Raw genomic sequence first — 23,775 nt, 5'->3', positions numbered from 1 at the left:
GCCAGCACCTGACTCACGACATGTGCCGCTACCACAATCCAATAACACCAGAGGTCGCCATGACACGTCATATGACACTCAAACTCCTGACAGCTGCGGTGGTCACCGCCATGTCCGCCCAGGCCTTCGCCTTCGAACCGAAAGGCAAGGTTGACTGCATCGCGCCGGCTGATCCGGGCGGCGGCTGGGACTTCACCTGCCGCAGCGTCGGCAAGATCCTGTCTGAGCTCGATTTCGTGCCGGGCAACGTGCAGACCATCAACATGGCCGGTGCCGGTGGCGGTGTCGCCTTCGCGCACACCGTCTCCAAGCGTGCCGGTGACGAGCAGCTGCTGGTGGCCGCCTCCACCGCGACCACCACCCGTCTGGCCCAGGGCCAGTTCCCGGGCATGAATCAGGACCAGGTCGAGTGGATCGGCGCACTGGGCGCGGACTACGGCGCCATCGCCGTCTCCAAGGATTCGCCGTACAACACCCTGAGTGAGGTGATGGACACGCTGAAGAAAGACCCGAAATCCGTCAAGTTCGCCGGCGGCAGTGCCGCAGGTGGCTGGGATCACCTCAAGGTGCTGATCGCCGCCCAGGCTGCCGATGTCGAGAACCTGCCCAAGGTCTCCTACCTGTCCTACAACAACGGCGGCGAAGCCATCACCCAGGTCGTCGGCGGCCACGTGCAGGCCTTCACCGGTGATATCTCCGAGATTCAGGGCTTCATGGAATCCGGCGACCTGAAAGTGCTGGCCGTGCTCTCCGAAGAGCGCCTGCCGGGCAAGCTGGCTGAGGTGCCGACCGCTCGCGAACAGGGCATCGATGCCGTCGCCCCCAACTGGCGCGGCTTCTACATCCCGGCCGGTGTCAGCGACGATGCCGAGCAGTACTGGACCACCACGCTGGACAGCGTCTATGAAAGCGAAGAATGGAAAGATGTGATGACCAAGAGCGGCCTAATGCCGTTCCACAAATCGGGTGCCGACTTTGATGCCTTCGTGAAGGCACAGATCCAGGACATCCAGACCCTTTCCAAGGACATTGGGCTGATTCGCTGATGAATGACCGCATCTTTGGTCTGCTGATGCTCACCCTGGCCGTCGCGTACGGCTGGGGTGCCCAGCAGTTCCCGGAACCCTTCGGCGGGGCCGAGTCCATCGGGCCCGAAACCTTCCCCACGGTGCTCTCGATCGTGCTGGCGCTGAGCAGCCTGTATCTGATCGTGCGCCCCGACCCGGACCAGCAATGGCCGTGGAGCCGCACCGGCGCCGAGATGGTGCTGGCCATCGTCATCCTGTGCCTGTACACCGCACTGCTTGAGCCGCTGGGCTTCATCGTCACGACCACCGCTGCGGTCGGCACCCTGTGCTGGCGCATGGGCTCCAAGCCGGTTCGCGCTTACGTGACAGGCCTGCTCGGCGGCATCGTCGTCTTCGCCCTGTTCAACTTCGTGCTTGAGCTACCACTGCCGCTGGGCATCCTGGAGGTGGCGTAATGGAAAGTCTTGGCTTCTTGATGCAGGGCTTCGGCATCGCCCTGCAGCCAGAGAATCTGATGTTCGCCGTGCTGGGGGCCTTCCTGGGCACCCTGATCGGCGCACTGCCGGGCCTGGGCCCGGCCAACGGTGTGGCCATCCTGATTCCGCTGGCCTTCACCCTGGGCCTGAGCCCGGAAACCTCGCTTATCCTGCTGACCTCGGTCTACGCCGGTGCCATGTACGGCGGGCGCATCTCCTCGATCCTGCTCAACATCCCGGGCGATGAGCCGGCGATGATGACCTGTCTCGATGGCTATCCGATGGCCCAGAAAGGCAAGGCCGCCGAAGCGATGGCCATCTCGGCGATCGCCTCCTTCATCGGCAGCCTGATCGCCACCATCGGCCTGATCGTGATGGCGCCGTGGCTGGCCAGCTTCGCGCTGACCTTCGGCCCGGCGGAATACTTCGCGCTGTTCGTGCTGGCCTTCGCCACCCTGGGCGGCATCACCGGCAAGAATCCGGTCAAGACGCTGATGGCCGCCGCCATCGGCCTGATGATCGCCACCGTCGGCATCGATGGCTCCACCGGCACCCAGCGCTACACCTTCGATGTGCTGGAGCTGTTCGAGGGCATCGACTTCATCATCGCCATCGTCGGTCTGTTCGCCATCTCGGAGCTGCTGTTCTTCATCGAACAGCACGCCGGTGAAGGCAAGCCGATGATCGCCATGAACAAGATGACCCTGAAGCTGAAGGACATCGTCGCGATTCTGCCGACCTCCTTCCGTGGCGGTGTGCTGGGCTTCATTTCCGGCGTGTTGCCGGGCGCCGGTGCGTCGCTGGGCAGCTTCATCAGCTACACGCTGGAGAAGAAGATCCTCGGCAAGAAAGGCAACTTCGGTGAAGGTGATCCGCGCGGCGTGGCCGCCCCGGAAGCCGGCAACAACGGCGCCGCCTCTGGTGCCCTGGTGCCGATGCTGACGCTGGGCGTGCCGGGTTCCGGTACCACCGCGGTGCTGCTGGCGATGCTGATCTCGCTCAACATCACCCCCGGCCCGCTGATGTTCACCCAGCACGGCGACATCGTGTGGGGCGTGATCGCGGCGCTGCTGATCGGTAACGTCATCCTGCTGCTGATGAACATCCCGATGGTCGGCATCTTCGTCAAGCTGCTGTCCGTGCCGCCCAAGTATCTGCTGCCGGTGGTGACCATGGTCGCCTTCGTGGGCATCTACTCCATCAGCCACTCGACCTTCGACCTGTACTTCATGGTCGCCTTCGGGGTCGCTGGCTACTTCCTGCGCAAGCTGGATATCCCGCTGGTGCCGGTCATTCTCGGCATGCTGCTGGGGCCAGAGATGGAGAAGAACCTGCGTCACGCCATGCAGCTGTCTGACGGCGACTGGACCATCCTGATCGGCAGCCCGCTGGCCGTGACCCTGTGGTGCATCGCCATCGCCGGTCTGCTGCTGCCGGTGATCGTCGGCCCCATCCTGCGTCGCCGCATGAGCGCCGCCAAGGCCGCCACCGACGCCTGATCCTGGCCAGGGTCCGCGCCTCTCATGAGGTGCCACGCCCTGAATGACAGCGCTCTGAAATGACATCGCCCCCGCCGGCAAGACCGGCGGGGGCGATGTCATTTCAGCACTTCAAGACTCCTGTCACTGGTGAGCGCGCATCAGTTGCCCTGCTGCCACTGCGCGAGCAGGCGGTGGGCCTGGGCAGGCGTCAGGCGCGCCGTCGGGCCACTGAGCACGATGACTTCCGCCGGTGCCAGCCCCTCGTCGTGATGCTGGGCGACGCTGACCGCCAACGCCGCCACCGACAGGCCGGCGGCTTCACCGGTCTCGATCTCGCCACTGTCGACACACTGCTGCAGCAAGGCGGACAGCGCCTCATCGACCAGCTCGCCCTCCTCCAGCTGATGACGCAGCGGCCACTGGCTGACATGCGCGTACTGGCACATCGCCTGACGCGGGCGTGTCACGCCCTCCACCGGGCGCGCCTCGGCCAGCGGGCCATGCTCGACCAGCATCAGGCTGGCCGTCTCGCCACTGGCGGCATTCAGCGCCGCCAACCAGCCGCGCAGCTGAGCCTCGCGGGCCGGCAGCGCCGGTGCCAGCTGGGCAAAACGCCCCAGCGCCGCGCCGATGGAGTAGATGCCATGGCTGTCACGCGCCACATAGCCGAAGTGCTCAAGCGAGCCCATCAGCCGCAGAATCGTGCTCTTGTAGAAACCACTGGCCTGCGCCAGCTCGTTGAGCGTCAGGCGAGGGGTCGCGGGGGTAAAGGCTTCCAGCAGCGTCAAGGCACGCTCGACCGCTTCCACACGTTGATTGGCCATGCGGCGGGGCTCCCACGGCAGGTGAAGAACGAGGCTGACAGGCAACGTGTGCCATGCCGTCTCAATGGACTTGAATCATGCCATAACGTTCTGACAGACAGAACATGACGCGCCTGCCGCACTGACGATACTGGCCGTGCAGCGTGATAGAATGGTGAGCTACCACACTATTTCCGGTTACGCCCGCACAAGGTTCGCTCATGTCCATCTTCATCATCACCTTCGTGGTCTGCCTGATCGTCACCGTCGGCACCGTGGCCATGCTGATGATGTCGCGTACGCCGCGCTTTCGTACCGACTACAGCGATATCGCCCGCGTGCTGGACCAGGCGATCAGCGGCGAGATCAACGAGAACGAGTGGCACAGCGTGATCGGCTACCCGATTCGCCATGATGAGTATCTGGAGAGTCTACGGCGCCGCTGCCAGGGCATCTTCGACAACCACGCCCGGCCGTGGCAGCTGGCCCAGGGCGGTGCGCTGTTCTCGCGCGCCGGCCGTGAAGAGCTCAACGTGCTGCTGGGCCATCTGCGTGCCCGCACCGGTGTCGCGGAGACTCGCGCCTGATGGCCGCCAGCGAGATGCGCCTGATCCCGCTCTCCAACCTGCGTGAGCACCACGATCACAGCTACCACCAGCTGGTGATCGGCCTCGATGGCCTGGCCGAGTTCGAGATCGAGGGCCAGGGCGGCGAGATTCGCCCGCTGACCGGCTGCATCGTGCCGGCCGATCATGTCCATTACTACGCGGGCATCGGCGAGAATCGCCAGCTGATTCTCGACCTGCCCGATGATGCGCCCTACCTGACCGCCCATCATCGCGAGCTCAAGCGTCTCTTCGAGCGCCCACGCTTCTTCACGCTGGACACCCGCCTGCGTGGCTATCTCGAATTCATGCTCGCGGAAGTCAACGACTACCAGCAGGCGCCGGGCGACCTGCTCGCCGCCACCTTCCTCGCCTGCCTGAACACACGCATAGAAGAGCCGATGAGCGCGCTGAGCACCAGTGGTCGTCAGCTGGATCTGGTCGCGCTCAACCGCTTCATCGACGCCAATCTCGGCCAGCGCCTCAGCGTGGCGGATCTTGCCCGCCAGTCGCATCTCTCCGAGCAGCATTTCAGCGAGCGCTTCCGCGTCCTGACCGGCCTCTCGCCCTATCAGTATCTGCTGCGCCGTCGGCTGGAAGAGGCACGCCAGCTGCTGGGCACCAGCGAGCTTTCCCTGTCCCAGATCGCGGATCGCTGCGGCTTTGCCAACCAGAGCGCCCTGTCCCACGCCTTCCGCAAGCATCTCGGCTTCCCGCCTTCGGCACTGCGCAAGTCCTGATCGAGCCGGCAGGAGCCGATGAGGCGTGCGTGTCAGATCCGCCCGTGTGCCTGGCACGCCGCTCTTCAATTCGCCCCTCAAGCCTCTACCACCTTGGTATAACAAGATCGCATCATTTCGCTGCACAGCCTTCGACAAAGGTCGGAGAAGCGTGTCACTTTTCTGACATGCCCGTGAATTTGACATGTGCAGCCGAGAAATTGGAAAGACCCGCCCCCCTGCGCCACCCTACATTCTCAGTCATACATCCAGACGTGCCGCTGTCGCGCTTTCTGATGCGTTCTGCATCACTCCCGGCGCTGTGACTCGGCAATCCCATTCGGCGCTTCGACGCCCAGCAGCAAGGGGTTCGCACCATGACCACCTCCACTTCCTCCGATCAGTCCAGTGCAGTGAATGCCGCGATCGCCTCAGCCACGTCCACAGCCGCCCAGTCATCGACAAACGACAAGCAAGGGGTGCTCAAGGGCAATGTGCTCAAGGACAACATCCTGCGCAGTGACCAGATGCTGGCCGCCAGCACCTGGCAGCAGTCTCCGGAGGCGCTGTTCGCGCGCTTAAGCGACCACTACCTGGTCGATGAAAGCGCCTACGTCAGCGAGCTGGTCGGGCTGCTGAACGCCGAAGACAAGGATGCCAAGCGCATCGGCGACAAGACGGCCGAGCTGGTTCGCGAGATCCGCACCATGGACACCGCCGTCGATTCCATCGACGAGCTGCTGCAGCAGTACAGCCTCGACACCCAGGAAGGCGTGCTGCTGATGTGCCTGGCCGAGGCGCTGCTGCGCATTCCGGACAAGGAAACCGCCGATGCGCTGATCGAGGACAAGCTCGGCGTGGCCGACTGGAAGTCCCACCTGGGCCAGAGCGAGTCCTGGTTCGTCAACGCCTCCACCTGGGGCCTTCTGATGACCGGCAACGTCATCAAGATGGATCTGCCCAAGGGTGACGGCAAGCCGGCCACCTTCATCAACCGCATGGTCAATCGTCTCGGCGAGCCGGTCATCCGCCGCGCCATGTACCAGGCGATGAAGGTGATGGGCAAGCAGTTCGTGCTGGGCCGCGACATCAAGGAAGCGCTCAAGCGCTCCCAGCCGCTGTTCGACAAGGGCTACACCTATTCCTACGACATGCTGGGTGAAGCGGCCTGTACCCGCGACGACGCCAAGGGCTACTTCGACGACTACGCGCGTGCCATCCGCACCGTCGGCGAAACCTCGCGCAAGCTGAAGGAAGGCACCCCGTCGCCGTCCGTGTCCATCAAGCTGTCCGCCCTGCATCCGCGCTATGAATTCGGCCGTCGTGAGCAGGTGCTGGAAGAGCTGGTGGCAAGCGTGCGTGAACTGGCCGGCATCGCCCGCGAGCTGAACGTCGCCATCACCATCGATGCCGAGGAAGTCGATCGCCTCGAGATCTCGCTGGAAGTGTTCCGCGCCGTCTACGAGAGCGACACCTGCCGCGGCTGGGGCAAGTTCGGCCTCGTCGTGCAGGCCTACTCGACGCGTGCCCTGCCGACCCTGCAGTACCTGAACCGCATCGCCGACCTGCAAGGCGACGAGATCCCGCTGCGTCTGGTCAAGGGCGCCTACTGGGACAGCGAGATCAAGGAATCCCAGGAGCTGGGTGTCGAAGGCTATCCGGTGTTCACCCGCAAGGCCTCCACCGACGTCAGCTACCTGGTCTGCGTGCGCTTCCTGCTGTCCGAGAACACTCGCGGACGCATCTACCCGCAGTTCGCCACCCACAATGCCCACACCATCAGCACCATTCTGGATGTGGCCAACGCCGGCGAGACACGTCAGTTCGAATTCCAGCGTCTGCACGGCATGGGCGAAGCCTTGTATGAAGCCGCGCTCAAGCGTGCCCCCAAGGGGACCTGGTGCCGTATCTATGCGCCGGTCGGCGCGCACAAGGACCTGCTCCCGTACCTGGTGCGTCGTCTGCTGGAGAACGGGGCCAACTCCTCGTTCGTTCACCAGCTGGTCGACCCGCGCGTGCCGGTCGAGAGCCTGTGCACCCACCCGGTGGTCACGCTCAATCAGTACAAGACCTACCACAACCCACGCATCGCGCTGCCGCCGAATATCTATGGCGCAGACCGCCTGAATTCACGGGGCATCAATCTGAACATCAATAGCCAGTACCAGCCGCTGATCGACGAGATGGCCACGCACATGGACACCACCTACGACGTGCGTCCGCAGCTGGCCTTCGATGTCGAGGTCAATGCCGAGCGTCGTCAGGCCGTCACCTGCCCGTTCGACCGTCGTGACACCCTGGGCCACGTGCAGTGGACCAGCGCCGAGGAAGCCTCCAAGGCCATCGACGCCGCCTGGGCTGCCTTCCCGCGCTGGGAGCAGACACCGGTCGAGGAACGCGCCGCGATTCTCGAGCGCTTCGGTGACCTGATGGAAACCCACACCGCCGAGCTGATGACCCTGTGCTCCCGCGAGGGTGGCAAGCTGCTCACCGACGGCATCGCCGAGATCCGTGAAGCGGTCGACTTCTGCCGCTACTACGCCAACCGTGCGCGTGCCGACTTCGCCGAGCCGACCGAGCTGCAGGGCCCGACCGGCGAGCACAACCAGATCATGCTCGGCGGCAAGGGCGTCTTCGCCTGCATCAGCCCGTGGAACTTCCCGGTCGCGATCTTCTGCGGCCAGATGGTCGCCGCCGCCGTCACCGGCAACACCGTGGTCGCCAAGCCCGCCGAGCAGACCTCGCTGGTCGCTCACCGCGTGGTCGAGCTGCTGCGCGAAGCCGGCATGCCGCACGATGTCGTCCAGCTGCTGCCGGGCGATGGCCCGACCGTGGGTAGCGTGCTGTCCAGCGACCCGCGCATCACTGGCGTGTGCTTCACCGGCTCCACCCAGACCGCGCAGATCATCAACCGCTCGCTGGCCGCGCGTGAGAACGCTCCGCTGCCGACGCTGATCGCCGAGACCGGTGGCCTCAACGCCATGATCGTCGACTCCACCGCCCTGCCGGAGCAGGTCGTCAATGACGTGGTGCAGTCCGCCTTCCAGAGTGCCGGTCAGCGCTGTTCCGCCCTGCGTGTGCTCTACGTGCAGGAAGACGTCGCCGAGCGCGTCATCGGCCTGCTCAAGGGCGCGATGGACGAGCTGAAGATCGGTGACCCGCGCGATCTGGGCACCGACGTCGGCCCGGTCATCGACGAGGAAGCGCGTGCCGGTCTGCTCAAGCACATCGAGGAATATCGCAGCCAGGGCCGCGTGATCGCCGAAGCCGCCGTCGACAAGACCATCACCGAGCACGGCACCTTCGTTGCGCCGGTCGCCCTGCGCATCGATGGCATCGATAGCCTGGAAAGCGAGCAGTTCGGTCCGGTACTGCACATCGCGACCTGGAAAGGCGGCGAAGTGGACAAGGTCATCGATACCATCAATGGCCTCGGCTACGGCCTGACCTTCGGTGTGCATTCGCGAAACGAAAGTTTTGCTAATGCCGTTGCACAGAAAATTCGTGTTGGTAATGTCTACGTCAACAGGAATATCATCGGTGCTGTGGTAGGTGTACAGCCGTTTGGTGGTCAGGGCTTCTCTGGTACTGGCCCGAAAGCCGGCGGCCCGCACTACCTGCACCGCTTCGCTACCGAGAAGACCCGTACCGTCAACACCACGGCTCTCGGCGGCAACGCGTCTCTTCTCGCCATGGGCGACGAATGACCGACGCTGCCTGCTCTCGCGGCAGCAGCAGAGGTCATGCCTGGCGGAAGACTGCATGCTGGACGTGCATGAGGTAGCCAGGTGACAGGGCATCAGGACGATGCCCAGTGGATGACGGCGAGCACGCCAGGCCGTCATCTGCCCCGGACACCGACAGGGACGCCCACGGACATGAATCGCCAGCGACTGGCCCCTCATGCTCGTGCCCTGCGGTGTCCGTTGCCGTTTCCCCTTTTGACTCGACGGCAATATGCGGGGACGGACGAACGTCAGAAGATTCGTTTATGCGCTAGTCTGAACGTACAAGATTGGCAGGAACTTGCGAGAGCCGCCGCGACATGGCCCTCGAAGGACGTTCGATGCATGACGCAGGACTCCCGGCGACGGTCTGACAGGAACCGTCACTGGCAGTGAATCATCACGACGCTCGCCGTCCGACAACAATAAATGCAAAGGATTTACTCCACGATGGTCGATAACAGCCCCACCATACTCATCACGTTCGCTATCTATCTGGCGGTGATGCTCGGCATAGGCCTGCTGGCCTACAAGCGCACCTCCAACATGTCGGATTACATCCTGGGTGGCCGCTCATTGGGCCCCTGGACATCCGCCATTTCCGCCGGTGCGTCTGACATGTCCGGCTGGCTGCTGCTGGGCCTGCCCGGCGCTGCCTACCTCAGCGGCCTGTCCGCTGCCTGGATCGGCATCGGTCTGCTGGCCGGTACCTGGCTCAACTGGCTGATCGTCGCCAAGCGCCTGCGTATCTACAGCTTCGTCGCCAGCGACTCGCTGACCCTGCCGGATTACTTCGAGAAGCGCTTCCGCGACAACTCCAAGATGTTGCGCGTCATCTCGGCCGTCTTCATCCTGCTGTTCTTCCTCTTCTACACCAGCTCCGGTCTGGTGGCAGGTGGCAAGCTGTTCGAGACCGTCTTCGGCCTCGACTACACCATCGCCGTGACCGTCGGTACCATCGCCATCGTGTCCTACACCTTCTTCGGCGGCTTCCTCGCCGTGTCGTGGACTGACCTCATCCAGGGTCTGATGATGGCTGTTGCCCTGATCGTGGTGCCCATCGTGGCACTCACCGACATGGGTGGCGTGGCAGAAGCGACCTCGCGCATCACTGCCGAGAACCCGCTGCTGCTGGAATGGTTCCGTGACGCCTCCACCGGCGAAGCGCTGACCCTGGTCGGCATCGTCTCCTCACTGGCGTGGGGCCTGGGCTACTTTGGTCAGCCGCATATCCTGGCGCGTTTCGCGGCCATCCGCAGCGAGAAGGACATCGGCGCGGCCCGTACCATCGCCGTCGTCTGGTCTGCACTGGGTCTGTTCGCGGCCATCTGTATCGGCCTGCTGGGTCTCGTCTACGTGCCGAAGGACCTGGCCGACAGCGAGAAGATCTTCATGGTCATGGTGAACTTCATCTTCCACCCGGCGGTTGCCGGCGTGCTGCTGGCCGCCATCCTGGCTGCCGTGATGTCCACCGCTGACTCCCAGCTGCTGGTATCGTCCTCTGCTCTGGCCGATGACTTCTACAAGGCGCTGTTCAAGAAGGATGCGACCCAGTCCGAGCTGGTGTGGGTCGGTCGCTTCGCGGTGGTCGGTATCGCCATCATCGCCTGGATCCTGGCGCTGGACCCGAACTCCAGCGTGCTGGGTCTGGTGTCCTACGCCTGGGCCGGCTTCGGTGCCGCCTTCGGCCCGGCGCTGATCATGTCGCTGTACTGGCGCCGCATGAACCGCTTCGGCGCGCTGGCCGGCATCATCGTCGGTGGCGTGACCGTGGTGGTCTGGAAGCAGCTTTCCGGTGGCATCTTCGATCTCTACGAGATCGTGCCGGGCGTCATCTTCGCCTACATCGCCATCTACGTGGCCAGCATCATGAGCGCAGCACCGGCTGATGAGATCACCACGGAATTCGACAAGGTCGAGAACCACGCCTGATCGAGGTGTGACAACACATTGTTGAAGCCTGTACCTATTGCCGCTCATATCGGCAATACGACAACGCCGCCCCTCGGGGCGGCGTTGTCGTTCATGGCAACTTGTCCTCACTGACTCTGGCTGTCATGGCTCTCTCATATGTCCTAATCACATTGGCGAGGCTTGCGGAAATCGATTACCCAGACTCCCTCTTGCAGTGACAGCGCTGGCGACGGCACTTGCGACAGAACTGATAAAGGAGCTGAGGGCTGGCTGGTGGGCTGATCGGAGGCCTGACTGACAGCATCGCCCGGCGCACAGGGCGATCGCGCTTGCAGGCGTGCCTTGAGCGCCTCATCGCGCAGCAAGGTCACCGCGCTGGCGCCCGCCAGGCGCAGCCGCACCACGGCCCAGTAGTTGTCAGGCGTGAAGGCGGCAACCAGATTCTGGCCCACGGCCGCCGCCTGCTGGCGAGCGACCCGCGCCAGCGGCGCCACTGGCGCCTCGCCCAGCACCAGTACCGGCAAGGCATCGCGCGGCTGGTAGCGCTCGGCGTCACGGGGCGAGTCCAGCGGCAGGCCCTGCTCCCGCGCCTGAGCCACCAGAGTGCGCGCCAGCTGTGTCTCATGGGCCTGTTGGGCGCCCAGCGCATTGCTCCAGGCGGCGAAGATCACCCCATGGCGCACCAGCAACAGGCCGGCGACGATCAACAGACACGGCTTCAAAGGGCACTGCGTCAGACCCCGCCAGCCAGGTGACTTGCGCTGCGTGTTGGCCGTTTCTGTCATGCTCGGCGTTGCGCTTGCCTCCGCGCTCGCGCCCTCTCTCACACTCACACTCACACTCAGTGCCAGCATCAGGGCACCGCCCAACAGCGGTCCCCAGGCGATCAGGGTGCGCGAATGAAATACCGGCTCGGCCAGCAACAGCATCGGCCCCCACAGGGCGGGAACCAGCAGCAGCGCCCACAGGGCCCAGCTCATGCGCTGCAGCGATAGCTGGCGCGCCGAGCGAGACCTGCCCTCGGGCGCGCCAGCGGCTTCTGCATGACATAAAGGCACGCTTCGAGGCAGGAGTCGCAACAGCGCTGCCCCGGCCAGCAGCGCCAGACTGAGCAACAACGTGACCTGCCCCAGCCCCTCACGCAGCGCGCCCAGCGCCACGCTCAGGTTGTGCTCGATCCCTGCCAGCAAGGCCTGAGGGTCGGCGAAGGGCAGCATCTGGCCATGCTGCTGACTGTACTCCCCCGCCACCAGCAGCCGCGTGATGGGCAGATAGAGCAGCAAGGCGACGGCGGCCAGCGCCCCACGCTGCAACAGCATCCGCCAGCGCGACCACAGTGACGTGCTGACGGCGCCCGCGAACAGGGCTTCGAGCAGGCTCAGCACCAGAAAGGCATTCAGGGCCGGTTGATAGCAGCACAGCGCCAGCAACAACAGCAGCAAGGCGCTCAGCGGTGGCTGCCAGACTTGCCATGGGCCTCGCCCTTCGCTTATCCCTCCGCCTTGCTCTCCCTCTGCCCCGCTTTTCCCGCCAGCACGCAGCACCAGACTGGCCAGTGTGGCACTGGCCAGCGCCACGCTCATCGGCAGGCTGTCGAAGGCGTAACTGAAATTCTGCAGGGTGAAGGGCGTCAGCCAGATCAGCGCATTGCCCACTACGCAGCCCGCCAGCGAGAGCCCCGGCAGCCATCGCCACCAGGCCAGCGCCATGCTCGCCGCCAACCCCCAGGCCGCCATTTGCGGCAAGGGCGCGACATTGACCAGCACATCGCCAAAGCCCAGCAGGCGCATGATGCCCTCGGCGGCCGGGCGCGCATTGAGCATCCAGCCGTAATAGCCATCCAGGGCACGGCTCATGTCATCCAGATACAGCGCGCGCGTGGCGATCAGTGGCACAAGCCCGAGCCCGATCACCACGAGACTGGCAAGCAGAATGCGCCATGCCTGACGCCGCCTGGCATCAGCGGCATCACACGCTTGGGACAACGGCTGCGAGCTTGTCATGCACTGGACTCCCGATCAGAACGATACCCAGGACGGATGACGTCGAGAGTACCTGACTCGGGGCGCGATGGAATGCCCCGACGAAAGCCCATCAAAAACGCCACCCGAGGGTGGCGTTGTCGACATGCCTACGTGATGCAAAAGTTACTCGGCCGGCGTGCTGGCCTGATGGAAGTGCACATCGCGCTGCGGATAGGGAATGCTGATGCCGCGCTCATCGAAGGTCAGCTTGATGCGTTCGGTCATGTCCCACTTCAGCGCCCAGTAATCGGAGGCCTGACACCACATGCGGAAGTTGAAGTTGACCGAGCTGTCGGCCAGCTCTGACACGGCGATCAGGTAGGACGGCTCCTTCATGATGCGCTCGTCACCGGCGACCAGCTCCTCGAGCACCGCCTTGACCTGACGGATGTCGTCGTCATAGCTGACACCGACCACCAGGTCCAGACGCCGCGTCGGCAGCGCCGAGTAGTTGGTGATGGTGTTGGACATGACGCTGGAGTTCGGCACGGTGACCTTGCGGTTGTCCGGCGTCACCAGGCGGGTCTGCAGCATGGTGATCTGATCGACGCTACCGGAGGTGCCGGCGGCTTCGACGTAATCGCCCTTCTTGAACGGACGCAGCGTGACCAGCAGGAAGCCGGAGGCCAGATTGGACAGCGAGCTCTGCAGCGCCAGACCGATCGCCAGACCCGCCGCACCCAGCGCGGCGATCATGGAGGTGGTATCGACACCGATCTGGTCCAGAGCGGTCAGCAGCACCATGACCACCAGGATGGCGTAGGCGATCTGGCCGACGAAACCGGCCGCCGCCTCGTCCATGCTCTTGCGGTGCAGCAGCGAGGTCGCCCACTGGGTCAGGCGCTTGGCGACCCACATGCCGAAGACCAGCACGGCCAGCGCCGACAGCAGGGTTCCGCCCCATTGCAGCCCTATCTCGAACAGCTGACTGGTATCCATGGGGATGGCATTCAAAAATTCCACGACAACTCCTTGAGCATCCCTTGCGTGGCGGTCAGCAGACCACCGGGTGCTTTATCGTTATAGGGCACGAGGCGCGCGCCGGGGACGCACTGACACTCGGCCGAACGGATCATTGGGTATTCACGCGCACACAATTTACCTGACTATCGGCGTCACGTCAGTGCTCTTGCCGCTGAAGCAGCGTGCCCTGACAGGCCATTCATCCATTCAGGGCTGCGCCCGAGCGGGCGTCAGTCCCAGCGGTGAGCGCAGCGTCAGCGCGTCCAGGCGCAGGCCCACGGGAAACTTGTTGGCATCCAGGCCCGCATCGCGCGGCGCGATGGGCGGCGGCCCCTTGAGGGTCAGGCTGAAGCTGCCGTCGCTCGCGATCAGCGCGGCGGGCACCTCGACCTCGAAGCGCTCATAACGGCCGCCTACCGGCCAGCGCGTGACGGTCTGCTCCCCGATCATGACTTCCACCGGCAGCGCGGCGGCCGAATCCGGGAAGCGTGACAGCTCAAGCGCCACGACCACGGCCTGCGAGCCTGCCGGCGAGACCTCGGGCGCCACCCGCAGGCGCAAGGTGACCTCCGCCAGCCGCGCACTGACCGGCACATCTGGCTGGGGCGAGTAGAAACCGGCCCACAGCACGCCGCAATTGCCCAGCGGCTCGCCCTTGCGGATGGGGTAGCGCTCACCGGGCGTCAGTACCGGCACCTCGCCCATCGGCCGGTAACAGGTGGTGGCATGCTCGATGAAGTAGCGCCGGTAGTGATCATCGACCCTGGGCGTGCGCGCCAGCCACAGCAGGGTGAGTTCGAAGGCCAACACCACCACGGTGGCCAGCAGCCACCAGACCCGCTGGCTGCGCCGTGGCCGTGGCGCGCCATACAGGGCATCAGACGAGCCAGAAGACGGTGTCATACCAGTTCTCCACCAGCCAGAGATTAGCGAGCGCGCCCAGCATGACCAGGCCCCAGGCCAGCATGCGTGGCAGACGAGTGAGCAGGTCATGCAGGGCCAGCACGAACACCGGCATGCCGATCATGTAGCGCGGAATAGCGTCCAGCCCGGTCGCCAGCGGTACGAACAGCGTGAAGCCCGCCAGCCCCATCTCCAGCCAGCGCCGCTGCACGCCCAGCCAGCCGATCAGGCCGACACCGACCAGCGCCATGCTCGCCTGCCACGCCGGGCGCAGCGTCTCCGGCGCGCTCTGCCAGTAGCTCAGCCCTTCAATGAGGTTGGTGAGGGGATTGCCCATCTCACGGCCCCAGGAAATCTGCACATGACTGAAGGCCAGCGCGTCACCCGTCCGGTGATAGAGCAGCGCCATGAACAGGAACAGCCCCAAGGGCCCCACCACGCCGATCAGCAGCCAATCGGGCCGCCGCCACAGCTCGGCGAAAGCCCGCAGGCGCAGGCGCGCCACAAGCTCGATTCCCATCGCGATGACCCAGAACACCCCGGTGGCGCGGGTCATCGACAACAGCAGCGTCCAGAGCATCACGCGGCCGGTACGCTGACAGCGCCAGTCGATCAATGACGCCAGACACAGCAGCCAGAACAGTGACTCGGAATAGAGCGCGCTGAAATAGAAGCTGTACGGCATGCTGGCCGCCAGCCACACGAACAGCAGCAACGGCGCGCCGGGGCGCGTGATGGCCAGATAGCGACAGCCCAGCCCCAGCGCGACGGCCAGCAAGGCATTGCTCAGGAGCACGCCCATCAGCTCGGGGTCCAGCTGACCGCCCAGCGTCACCAGCCACAGTAGCGCCGGATAGAGCGGGAAGAAGGCCCAGTTGGCGGCGTCGCCATCGCTCATGCCGCGCGCCTCGACATCGTAGCCGCGCGTCATGATGCCCTTGAACCAGCTGCCGTCGAACTGCGCCATGGCGTGCAGATAACTGTGATCGCCCCACAGCGCGATGGCGAGCCAGACGGCGCGCGTCACCAGCAGCGCCAGCAGGATATGCCCCCAGGGAATGCGCACGGCCTGCGCCCGCGCGAGTGCCTCGGCAGGGGGCGGCGTCTCGGCTGCCAATGTCTTGAGGCGCTCCCCCAGCGTCGAGCGCGGTCCTGCGGTGACGCTGTCATTCATGCATGGTCTTCCTTGAAGGCCCACAGCCGTGAGGCCAGATAGGTCACGATCGGCACCGAGAGCGTGGCGATCGCGATGGCGACGAAGCCCGACAGATCCAGCCCCTGCATCAGCAGTGCCAACAGGCCATTGTTGAGCGCAAAGCCGCCCGCCGCGACCAGCCCGAAACGCCAGGCACTGCCCTGGCGCTTGAAGGTCAGCCGGCGATGGCCGACCAGCGAGACCTGAAAGGCGACGCAGAAGGCAATGATATTGGCGATGAATTCATTGAGCTGCGGCCACAGGAACAGCAGCAAGGCGGCGACGCCCAGGTGCACGCCCGTCGCGGCCAGCCCGACCAGCCCGAAGCGGGTCGCGGTGCCCGCCTCCTCCCTGGCGCGGGCAGTGACTGGCCTGTCGGACTCGCTGACGCCCTCACGATCAGCGCTCAAGTGATTCACCTCGCGCCGCATCGCGTGACGCGCCGCGCACGACTCGCGCAGTGCTCAGGCCGCTATCGAGGCCCCTGTCCGGTGACACGCTGCCCGGCGGGCTGTCGTGCAGGCTGTCATGGTCGATCAGGTAAAGCGGACGCTGCTTGGTTTCCATGAACAGACGACCGAGGTATTCGCCCAGCACGCCGATCGAGATCAGCTGCATGCCGCCGAAGAACAGGATCGCGACCATCAGTGAGGCATAGCCCGGCGCATCGGCGCCGAACAGCACCGTCTTGCTGATGATCACCAGGATATAGAGGAAGGACAGAGCGGCGACGACACTGCCGATATAGGTCCAGACCCGCAGCGGCCAGGTCGAGAAGCTCACCACGCCATCGAGGGCGAAGTTCCACAGCTTCCAGTAGTTGAACTTGGTGGTGCCGGCCGTGCGCGACGGGCGCTGGTAGGTGACGCCCACCGAGCGATAGCCGGGCCATGAGAACAGGCCCTTCATGAAGCGATTGCGCTCGGGCAGGCGCCGCAGCGCCTCGACGACACGGCGGTCCAGCAGGCGGAAGTCGCCCGCATCGCGCGGTATCTCGGTGAAGGTCAGGCGGTTGAAGACGCGATAGAACCAGCCTGCCGTCTTGCGCTTGGTGGCGGTGTCTTCATTACGCGCGGCGCGTACGCCATAGACCATGTCGTAGCCGGCCTGCCATTGGCTGATGAACTCGAGAATCACCTCCGGCGGGTCCTGCAGATCGACATCCATCGGCACGATGGCATCGCCACGCGCCTGCTCGATGCCGGCGGACATGGCCGCTTCCTTGCCGAAGTTGCGTGTCAGGCTCAGGTAGCGCACGCGGGCATCGCCGGCCGCCGCGGCCTCCAGACACGCCAGGGTGCCGTCGGTCGAGCCATCATCGACGAACAGCACTTCAAGGTGTGGCACCTGCGAGCCCAGAGTCTTCTCGATGGCCTCCAGAAAGAGACCGATGGTCTCCTCCTCGTTCATCACCGGCACCACCAATGACAAGACCCAGTCACCGGAAAGGCGGCGCGACATGTCGCGGGGAATGTGCCCCGACGAGGACTGCCGGCCAGACGCCTGGCCGCAGGATGCATCAGCTGAAGACCGCATGGTATTTCCTCCATCGAGAGCCCCGTCATTCATACACGCCAGGGCATCATCATCTGACAAGGTGAGAGTGAAGAGGACACAGGTGCTGCACCAGCGGCTTACCAGACACTCTCCCGTTCTCGATCGGCGCCCCTCCTCCCTCCGCTCCATTACCTCTTGGGGCCGAGGGCGACGAATACAACGCAGCGTCAATGCTGACGGTGACCAGCGCGAACCGGTCTGCCGGCTGCAAGAATCCGTGAAAAGCTCCGCACAGCGCCAGACATCGGCAAGGGCTTGCGAGGGTTTACGAGGGCTTGCGAGAGCGGTCTGCGCGGGTCATTGAGCGCGACACCACCTCGCTGCGTTATAGAGCCTGCGGCCTCAACAAGTAAAGCCTGAATCACTCAAGGGCTCGCAAGCCATGCCCTTGAGCCATGCCTTTAGCCCTAAACAAACACGGCCGCTCCAGGGAGCGGCCGTGTTTGTTGATGTAATGATTAGAGCCCGCGCAATCGCGTTACTGGCTGGACGCGAGGGTCACCAGCGTGATGAGCAAAAGACACCAGCTCAGCGGCGCCCCCAGCAGCCAGGCGCGGGTCGCATGGCGCGGCACCAGGCCGACGCCATGCGTGAAGCCGGCGCCCAGCCCCCACAGCGCGACCAGCAACATCAGATAGCGCGGTCCTGTCTGCATCGAGGCTATCGCATCCGGCCCCAGCAGCATCCAGATGGCCACCATGGCAGACAGCAGCAGCGAGGCCAGATGGGCAGGTCGAGTTCGGCACCAGGCCGGTGGTCGTGAGGCGTACCAGGGTCGTGACATCGAGCTCTCCTTGATCGGAACGGTCAGCGGCGCAGAAGTAACGTTGGGGGCCGCCTCACTCAATCATCGTCAAAGGTGTGGGTCTGCTCAAGCCACAATGCATTGATGATGCCCGCGAAGCAGGCCAGCAACACACCGAGAATCCAGGCGAAATACCACATGGTGTCGTCTCCTGGCGAGGGCACTGCCCTCGCCTGTTGATAGCAAATGGGAGCAATTGGCTCAGCTAGCTCAACTCAATTCAGATCAGCTCAACTCAGATCAGCTCAACTCAGGTCAGCGCACCTCAATACAGGCTGTGACCGTCCTGCTCGATATGCGCGACGGTGACGCGACGCCACATCTTCACGTAGCACCAGGTGGTGTAGAGGATGATGGTCGGCACCATCACCAGCCCCGCCACGGTGACGATGGAGAGCGTCAGCTCGCTGGAAACGGAATCCCACAGCGTCAGGCTGGCCTCGCTCATGCGCGAGGACGGCACGATGAACGGGAACATGCTGATGCCCGCGGTGGCGACCACACCCCCTACCCCGACGGAGCTTGCCGTGAAGGCCGCGCCGCCCTTGCGCCGGGCCGACAGCACCATCGCGGCCAGCACACCGACCACTGCGCTGAGCGGTGCCAGCAGCGTCAGCGGCTCACGCGCATAGACATCCAGCCAGCTGCCTGGCCCGACCTGCTTGTCGAGCAGCTTCAAGGCCGAAGCGGTATCGCCCATCTGATCGATGCTGTAGCCCATGCCGGACAGCCACACCCACAGGCCGCCCAGCGCGAACAGCCCCAGCGTCAGCAGGCCCAGCGGCTGCACCAGACGCGCGCTGCGTGCGGCGACGGCCTCATCGGCACGTGCCACCAGCCAGGTGCCGCCATGCAGCATCACCATCACGATGGACAGCGCCGCACACAGCAAAGCGAAGGGGTTGAACAGCCCCAGGTAGCTGCCGGCGTAGCTGGCACGCATGAACTGATCGACTTCCAGCGGCACGCCCTGCAGCAGGTTGCCGAAGATCAGCCCGAAGAAGGCGGTGGGAATCAGGCTGCCGGCGACGATGCCGCGGTCCCACCAGCCACGCCACTGGGTGTTCTCGAGCTTGGAGCGATAGTCAAAGCCCAGCGGGCGGAAGAACAGCGAGAACAGGATGGTCAGCATCGCGAAATAGAAACTGGAGAACACGGCGCCGTAGACCACCGGCCACACCGCGAACACCGCGCCGATGGCGGTGACCAGCCATACCTGATTGCCATCCCAGTGCGGGGCCAGGGTATTGATCACCACACGGCGCTCGCTGTCATTGCGGCTGACCAGCGGCATCAGCATCGCCGCGCCCATGTCCATGCCATCGGTGATGACGAAGCCGATCAGCAGCAGCCCTACCGCCACCCACCAGAACAGCTTGAGGATCTCGTAATCCCACATGATCCGTTACTCCTTGAATGACAGCGAAGGATTGAGTGACATGCCGTCATCTTCGGACATGGCGCCATGGTGGATGCCGCTGCGCTCGAAGTGATAGCGACCGGTGTGCAGGGAAGACGGCCCCTTGCGCGCGAAGTGGAACATCAGCCACATCTCGATGACGAAGAACAGGCTGTAGAAGGCCAGGAAGCCACCGATGGACCACCACAGGTCGGACTCATCCAGACTCGAGGCCGCCATGAAGGTCGGCAGGATCTCCCCCACCGCCCACGGCTGACGCCCGAATTCGGCCACGAACCAGCCGGTTTCCACGGCGATGAACGGCAGCGGGATCGACAGCAGGCAGATCCACAGGAAGGGCCGCACGTCGAAGCGCTGCTTGGCGGTCATCCACACCGCCGCGATGAAGATCACCAGCATCGCCATGCCGCAGGCGACCATGATGCGGAACGAGAAGAACATCGGCGCGACCGGCGGAATCGAGTCGGCGGCGGCCTTGTCGATCATCTCCGGCGTGGCATCTGACGGAGTCTCGACGTAGCGCTTGAGCAGCATGCCGTAACCGAGATCATCCTTGACCGCATCGAAGGCCTTGCGGGTCGCGATGTCGTCCTGGCCATCACGCAGCTGCTGGAGCAGGTCATAGGCCTGCATGCCATTGAGGATGCGTCCGCGGTGCTCCTCGGTCAGCTCCTTGATGCCGGGAATCTCGGTATCCAGCGAGCGCGTGCCGATCAGGCCCATCACATAGGGAATATGGATGCCGTAATCGGTGTGCTGGGTCTCCTCGTTGGGCAGACCGATCAGCGTGAAGGACGCCGGCGCCGGCTCGGTTTCCCACATCGCCTCGATGGCGGCCATCTTGGCCTTCTGGACATCCCCGACTTCATAACCGGACTCATCGCCCAGCACGATCACCGAAGCCACCGAGAACAGACCGAAGGCGGCGGCGATGGCGAAGCTGCGCTTGGCAAAGCCCAGGTCACGCCCCTTGAGCAGGTAGAAGGCGCTGATGCCGAGCACGAACATGGCGCCGGTCACATAGCCTGCCGACACGGTATGCACGAACTTGGCCTGGGCGACCGGGTTGAAGATGACATCCGCGAAGCTGGTCAGCTCCATGCGCATGGTCTCGAAATTGAAGGCCGCACCGACCGGATTCTGCATCCAGCCGTTGGCGATCAGGATCCACAGCGCCGAGAAGTTGGAGCCGAAGGCCACAAGCCAGGTCACCATCAGGTGCTGACGCTTGGTCAGGCGGTCCCAGCCGAAGAAGAACAGGCCGACGAAGGTGGACTCGAGGAAGAAGGCCACCAGGCCCTCGATGGCCAGCGGCGCACCGAAGATGTCGCCGACGTAATGCGAGTAGTAGGCCCAGTTGGTGCCGAACTGGAATTCCATCGTCAGGCCAGTGGCCACGCCAAGAGCGAAGTTGATACCGAACAGCTTGCCCCAGAACCTGGTCATGTCCTGGTAGACCTGCTTGCCGGTCATGACATACAGGGATTCCATGATGGCCAGCAGGAAAGCCATGCCGATGGTCAATGGTACGAACAGGAAGTGGTAGAGCGCGGTCATGCCGAACTGGAACCGCGACAGCTCCACGACGGTATCGGAGATCATGTCTTAACCCCTTTGCGATAAGGCGGACGGTCAGGCTGCCGTCCCTGCATGCGCTTGCCACCGACGTCGGACGGACACATCAGGCCGACTCTCGCCGGCAAGCACACAGGCAATGGCACCGTGGCACCAAGACCTTGGTCGGCATTGTCTACCCTCCCGCGCCAGTCTCCAGATGTCAGGTTGTCGCACTCACCGGGCGCATGTCGCACCCGCTACCTCCGCCAAGTGCCTGCTGTCACTGGACAACTCCGCTGCAAGCCGCATGGATGCTGGAGCGGCGGGCCTCGCTGGCCTGGCGCCATCTCAACGCTGACTCTGCGCACCCCTGCGCGCGCTGCGACCATCGACCACACTGCGACGTTGCACCACGCTGCGACCGACTGGCGCACCCAAGCGCCGCCAGTCGCCGCGCAGCAAGCCATCACGGCCCCGCGCCATTGACGCGCTGGGAAGGAGAGTTTTGTGCCGCAGGCCTGTCACTTCCCCAGCAGGCTAACTATCATGGCCAGTCATCGCAGCGCTCACCGCCAAGGATTGCCAGTGAACGCTTACCGCCTATCACCCGAGACCGTGATTCCTACCTGACATGACGCATCGCTCCCCCATTCATCCCTCTGCTGGTCACACCGCCACCACCAGCCCCAGCGCCACGGCGCCGCGCGGCCACGGCGATTACTGCGAAGCCGGCCTCGCCCGCCTGCTGGAGCAGCACGACCTCAATAGCTTCGATGCCCTGTGGCAAGTGGCAGCCCACGACGTCGACGCGCCGAATCGTGAACGCGGCGGCGTCTCGACGGTTTCGCTGCTGACGCTCGAGGATGAGGACGGCAACAGTCATCGCCTCTATCTCAAGCGCCAGACCAACCACCTGGGCCGCAGCCTGGCGCGCCCGCTGGGCGAACCGACCTTCTCTCGCGAATGGCGTGCCATCCGCCACTATCACGCGCTGGGAATACCGGCAGTGGACGCCGGCTGGTACGGCGAGCGGCGTGCTGGCCGGGAATGGCGCGCCATCCTGATCACCTTCGATCTCGCCGGGCGCGATGATCTGGATCACTGGCATGAACGCTGGGCGGAACTCGATGCCGGCATGCGCTCTCAGGTCATCACCGCCAGCGCCCGCCTCGTTCGCGAGATTCATCAGGCTGGCCTGATGCATGGCTGTCTGTTCCCCAAGCACCTCTTCCTCAGTCGCCCGCCGAGTGAGTCGCCGAACAGCACCTGGCAGATGGACGCCGTCATCATCGACCTCGAGAAGACGCGCCGCTTCGTGCTGCGCCGCCACGAGTGCCTGCGCGATCTCTACGTGCTGTGGCGCCGCCTGAAGAGCTGGCAGCACGATGAATGGCGACAATTTCTTGCCATCTATCGCGATGCGGATGCGCAGAGCGCCGAGGTCAGTCAGTGGCTGAAAGAGCTGGAAGCACGCGCCGCACGCAAGCGGCGCTGAGCCTGCAGAGGCCGGAAATGACCTTTGCGTAGTGAACACTAACCTCGCGCACGGCATGCGACCAAGGTCTTGGTCACCTTGCGCGAGGATGAATGGGGATGTCGCTCGAATGCGTCACCACAAGTCTCACTCGTGAGACATTAAACTTCCCTGAAATAATCGGTAACATCCGCTAACAGGACGCCTAATAAGTTTTCAAACAACGTTCTAAAAAAAGCTTGCCAAACAGAACGCTGTTTTTTATAGTTTGCAGCGTCCCCTGATCGACGCAGCCACGCAGAGCACACGGCCCAAGCCGTAGGGTAGCGAGGCACTGCTGACAGGCAGCTCACGAAGCCAAGCTTCAAGGAGAACTACACATGAAAGCTATCAAGATCCTGACCGCTACTGTTATCGCCGGCACCATGGCAATGGGCGCACAATCCGCCATGGCATATGGCAAGGGTGATACCTTCCTGCGCGGTGGCGTTGCCAAGGTCGACGGCAAGAGCAACAACGGCAACGGTCTGATCGCCAAGGACGAGTCTGGCTTCGCCGGTTCCGTGGGCTACATGTTCCACGACAACCTGGCCATCGCCCTGCAGTCCACTGAAGAATTCAGCACTGACTGGGAAAACAGCGCCGGTGGTTTCGATCAGATGCCGATCAACCTGATGCTGCAGTACTACCCGCTGGGCGGTACTGAAGCCCGCGTCCAGCCGTACGCTGGTGTCGGCCTGAACTACACCCACTTCTCCGGTGAGTCTGCCGGTGGCCAGAGCATGGACATCGACGACAGCTACGGCGCCGCTGCCGAGCTGGGTGTGGACCTCAAGATCACCGAAGCCTGGGCCGTCAACGGCTTCGCTCGTTACGCCGACGTCAAGGCCGATACCAAGATCGCCGGACAGGACGTGAACGACACCGAGCTGGACCCGGTCACTGTCGGTGCCGGTGTCACCTACCGCTTCTAAGTCCTTGCACGAGGCGTGAACATGCCTCCAGCGAGTACCTGGCAAGCCGTGTGATGCCGCGTCATGAAAACGTCAGCGATGGAGCTCGGCAACGCCGAGCCGTCCAGGCGCCAGATGGGCATCACACACAAACGCCGCAGACCTTCGGGTCT

General features: G+C 64.0%; 20 protein-coding genes. 9 read left to right on the top strand and 11 right to left on the bottom strand.

Annotated elements, in window-relative coordinates:
- Positions 1–71 precede the first annotated feature (71 nt).
- Genes R1T44_RS07495 through R1T44_RS07485 form a run of 3 tightly spaced genes read left to right on the top strand, consistent with a single transcriptional unit; the run spans position 72 to position 3,003 of the window.
- Positions 72–1,046, top strand: a complete 975-nt coding sequence (locus R1T44_RS07495; protein ID WP_317292823.1) for a Bug family tripartite tricarboxylate transporter substrate binding protein — start codon at positions 72–74, stop codon at positions 1,044–1,046.
- Entirely contained in the window at positions 1,046–1,483 is a 438-nt protein-coding gene (locus R1T44_RS07490; protein WP_043335453.1) for a tripartite tricarboxylate transporter TctB family protein, read from the top strand. The genes R1T44_RS07495 and R1T44_RS07490 overlap by 1 nt, the downstream gene beginning before the upstream one ends.
- The gene (locus R1T44_RS07485) at positions 1,483–3,003 is read left to right on the top strand and encodes a tripartite tricarboxylate transporter permease (protein WP_043335451.1); all 1,521 of its coding nucleotides are present in this window, start codon (positions 1,483–1,485) and stop codon (positions 3,001–3,003) included. Before R1T44_RS07490 ends, R1T44_RS07485 begins: the two co-directional genes overlap by 1 nt.
- Positions 3,004–3,143: 140 nt before the next feature.
- Here R1T44_RS07485 and R1T44_RS07480 read toward each other — a convergent pair whose 3' ends face one another.
- Complete coding sequence (locus R1T44_RS07480; RefSeq protein WP_153635389.1) at positions 3,144–3,809, bottom strand: helix-turn-helix domain-containing protein; 666 nt, start codon at positions 3,807–3,809, stop codon at positions 3,144–3,146.
- A gap of 200 nt (positions 3,810–4,009) precedes the next feature.
- On the opposite strand from R1T44_RS07480, the gene R1T44_RS07475 reads away from it, so the two are divergent.
- From R1T44_RS07475 to putP, 4 genes are all read left to right on the top strand, one after another.
- Positions 4,010–4,375 (top strand): hypothetical protein, encoded by a 366-nt coding sequence (locus R1T44_RS07475; protein ID WP_043335450.1) that lies wholly within the window; start codon positions 4,010–4,012, stop codon positions 4,373–4,375.
- On the top strand, positions 4,375–5,133 hold the full coding sequence (locus tag R1T44_RS07470; RefSeq protein ID WP_153635388.1) for an AraC family transcriptional regulator: 759 nt from the start codon (positions 4,375–4,377) through the stop codon (positions 5,131–5,133). Before R1T44_RS07475 ends, R1T44_RS07470 begins: the two co-directional genes overlap by 1 nt.
- 506 nt (positions 5,134–5,639) lie before the next feature.
- Positions 5,640–8,819, top strand: a complete 3,180-nt coding sequence (gene putA, locus R1T44_RS07465) for a bifunctional proline dehydrogenase/L-glutamate gamma-semialdehyde dehydrogenase PutA (RefSeq protein WP_225348112.1) — start codon at positions 5,640–5,642, stop codon at positions 8,817–8,819.
- Positions 8,820–9,287: 468 nt separating this feature from the next.
- Positions 9,288–10,769 carry a sodium/proline symporter PutP gene (putP, locus tag R1T44_RS07460; protein ID WP_153635387.1) on the top strand — a complete coding sequence of 494 codons (1,482 nt, stop codon included), beginning with the start codon at positions 9,288–9,290 and terminating at the stop codon, positions 10,767–10,769.
- Positions 10,770–10,912: 143 nt separating this feature from the next.
- On the opposite strand, the gene R1T44_RS07455 is transcribed toward putP, so the two are convergent.
- The 10 genes from R1T44_RS07455 to R1T44_RS07410 all read right to left on the bottom strand — a co-directional run bounded on the left by R1T44_RS07455 (position 10,913) and on the right by R1T44_RS07410 (position 21,220).
- The gene (locus R1T44_RS07455; protein WP_153635386.1) at positions 10,913–12,754 is read right to left on the bottom strand and encodes a glucosyltransferase domain-containing protein; all 1,842 of its coding nucleotides are present in this window, start codon (positions 12,752–12,754) and stop codon (positions 10,913–10,915) included.
- Between the two features lie 144 nt (positions 12,755–12,898).
- On the bottom strand, positions 12,899–13,738 hold the full coding sequence (locus R1T44_RS07450; RefSeq protein WP_225347778.1) for a mechanosensitive ion channel family protein: 840 nt from the start codon (positions 13,736–13,738) through the stop codon (positions 12,899–12,901).
- A 207-nt stretch (positions 13,739–13,945) separates the two neighbouring features.
- Entirely contained in the window at positions 13,946–14,641 is a 696-nt protein-coding gene (locus tag R1T44_RS07445) for a hypothetical protein (RefSeq protein WP_153635385.1), read from the bottom strand.
- The gene (locus tag R1T44_RS07440; protein WP_153635384.1) at positions 14,616–15,815 is read right to left on the bottom strand and encodes a hypothetical protein; all 1,200 of its coding nucleotides are present in this window, start codon (positions 15,813–15,815) and stop codon (positions 14,616–14,618) included. The genes R1T44_RS07445 and R1T44_RS07440 overlap by 26 nt, the downstream gene beginning before the upstream one ends.
- Positions 15,812–16,246: a GtrA family protein gene (locus tag R1T44_RS07435; protein WP_159055771.1), complete on the bottom strand. Its 435-nt coding sequence runs from the start codon at positions 16,244–16,246 to the stop codon at positions 15,812–15,814. Before R1T44_RS07435 ends, R1T44_RS07440 begins: the two co-directional genes overlap by 4 nt.
- Positions 16,236–17,372, bottom strand: coding sequence for a glycosyltransferase family 2 protein (locus R1T44_RS07430; RefSeq protein ID WP_225347777.1), 1,137 nt, complete (start codon positions 17,370–17,372; stop codon positions 16,236–16,238). The genes R1T44_RS07435 and R1T44_RS07430 overlap by 11 nt, the downstream gene beginning before the upstream one ends.
- A gap of 499 nt (positions 17,373–17,871) precedes the next feature.
- Entirely contained in the window at positions 17,872–18,177 is a 306-nt protein-coding gene (locus tag R1T44_RS07425; RefSeq protein ID WP_082388798.1) for a cyd operon YbgE family protein, read from the bottom strand.
- Positions 18,178–18,236: 59 nt separating this feature from the next.
- Positions 18,237–18,338: a cytochrome bd-I oxidase subunit CydX gene (gene cydX, locus R1T44_RS07420; protein ID WP_024951692.1), complete on the bottom strand. Its 102-nt coding sequence runs from the start codon at positions 18,336–18,338 to the stop codon at positions 18,237–18,239.
- 125 nt (positions 18,339–18,463) lie between these two features.
- A complete protein-coding gene (gene cydB, locus R1T44_RS07415) occupies positions 18,464–19,597 on the bottom strand; it encodes a cytochrome d ubiquinol oxidase subunit II (protein WP_172978631.1) in 1,134 nt (377 codons plus the stop codon).
- A 6-nt stretch (positions 19,598–19,603) separates the two neighbouring features.
- Positions 19,604–21,220 carry a cytochrome ubiquinol oxidase subunit I gene (locus R1T44_RS07410; protein WP_153635381.1) on the bottom strand — a complete coding sequence of 539 codons (1,617 nt, stop codon included), beginning with the start codon at positions 21,218–21,220 and terminating at the stop codon, positions 19,604–19,606.
- A gap of 586 nt (positions 21,221–21,806) precedes the next feature.
- Here R1T44_RS07410 and R1T44_RS07405 point away from each other — a divergent pair.
- The gene (locus R1T44_RS07405; protein WP_317292822.1) at positions 21,807–22,670 is read left to right on the top strand and encodes a lipopolysaccharide kinase InaA family protein; all 864 of its coding nucleotides are present in this window, start codon (positions 21,807–21,809) and stop codon (positions 22,668–22,670) included.
- Positions 22,671–23,029: 359 nt separating this feature from the next.
- On the top strand, positions 23,030–23,623 hold the full coding sequence (locus R1T44_RS07400; RefSeq protein WP_043335424.1) for an OmpW/AlkL family protein: 594 nt from the start codon (positions 23,030–23,032) through the stop codon (positions 23,621–23,623).
- Positions 23,624–23,775 lie beyond the last annotated feature (152 nt).

Origin of the sequence: Cobetia amphilecti, assembly GCF_032923285.1 — a bacterium.
GTDB lineage: Bacteria > Pseudomonadota > Gammaproteobacteria > Pseudomonadales > Halomonadaceae > Cobetia > Cobetia amphilecti.
This window is presented reverse-complemented; position numbering and strand designations above follow the sequence as displayed.

Bases quoted from the DNA above. Each gene is read 5' to 3' on its own strand.
- R1T44_RS07425 (WP_082388798.1), bottom strand. From the start codon at position 18,177: ATGTCACGACCCTGGTACGCCTCACGACCACCGGCCTGGTGCCGAACT.
- cydB (WP_172978631.1), bottom strand. From the start codon at position 19,597: ATGTGGGATTACGAGATCCTCAAGCTGTTCTGGTGGGTGGCGGTAGGG.
- R1T44_RS07445 (WP_153635385.1), bottom strand. From the start codon at position 14,641: ATGACACCGTCTTCTGGCTCGTCTGATGCCCTGTATGGCGCGCCACGG.
- R1T44_RS07430 (WP_225347777.1), bottom strand. From the start codon at position 17,372: ATGCGGTCTTCAGCTGATGCATCCTGCGGCCAGGCGTCTGGCCGGCAG.
- putP (WP_153635387.1), top strand. From the start codon at position 9,288: ATGGTCGATAACAGCCCCACCATACTCATCACGTTCGCTATCTATCTG.
- R1T44_RS07405 (WP_317292822.1), top strand. From the start codon at position 21,807: ATGACGCATCGCTCCCCCATTCATCCCTCTGCTGGTCACACCGCCACC.
- cydX (WP_024951692.1), bottom strand. From the start codon at position 18,338: ATGTGGTATTTCGCCTGGATTCTCGGTGTGTTGCTGGCCTGCTTCGCG.
- R1T44_RS07480 (WP_153635389.1), bottom strand. From the start codon at position 3,809: ATGGCCAATCAACGTGTGGAAGCGGTCGAGCGTGCCTTGACGCTGCTG.
- putA (WP_225348112.1), top strand. From the start codon at position 5,640: ATGCTGGCCGCCAGCACCTGGCAGCAGTCTCCGGAGGCGCTGTTCGCG.
- R1T44_RS07475 (WP_043335450.1), top strand. From the start codon at position 4,010: ATGTCCATCTTCATCATCACCTTCGTGGTCTGCCTGATCGTCACCGTC.
- R1T44_RS07410 (WP_153635381.1), bottom strand. From the start codon at position 21,220: ATGATCTCCGATACCGTCGTGGAGCTGTCGCGGTTCCAGTTCGGCATG.
- R1T44_RS07485 (WP_043335451.1), top strand. From the start codon at position 1,483: ATGGAAAGTCTTGGCTTCTTGATGCAGGGCTTCGGCATCGCCCTGCAG.
- R1T44_RS07440 (WP_153635384.1), bottom strand. From the start codon at position 15,815: ATGAATGACAGCGTCACCGCAGGACCGCGCTCGACGCTGGGGGAGCGC.
- R1T44_RS07455 (WP_153635386.1), bottom strand. From the start codon at position 12,754: ATGACAAGCTCGCAGCCGTTGTCCCAAGCGTGTGATGCCGCTGATGCC.
- R1T44_RS07495 (WP_317292823.1), top strand. From the start codon at position 72: ATGACACTCAAACTCCTGACAGCTGCGGTGGTCACCGCCATGTCCGCC.
- R1T44_RS07490 (WP_043335453.1), top strand. From the start codon at position 1,046: ATGAATGACCGCATCTTTGGTCTGCTGATGCTCACCCTGGCCGTCGCG.
- R1T44_RS07400 (WP_043335424.1), top strand. From the start codon at position 23,030: ATGAAAGCTATCAAGATCCTGACCGCTACTGTTATCGCCGGCACCATG.
- R1T44_RS07470 (WP_153635388.1), top strand. From the start codon at position 4,375: ATGGCCGCCAGCGAGATGCGCCTGATCCCGCTCTCCAACCTGCGTGAG.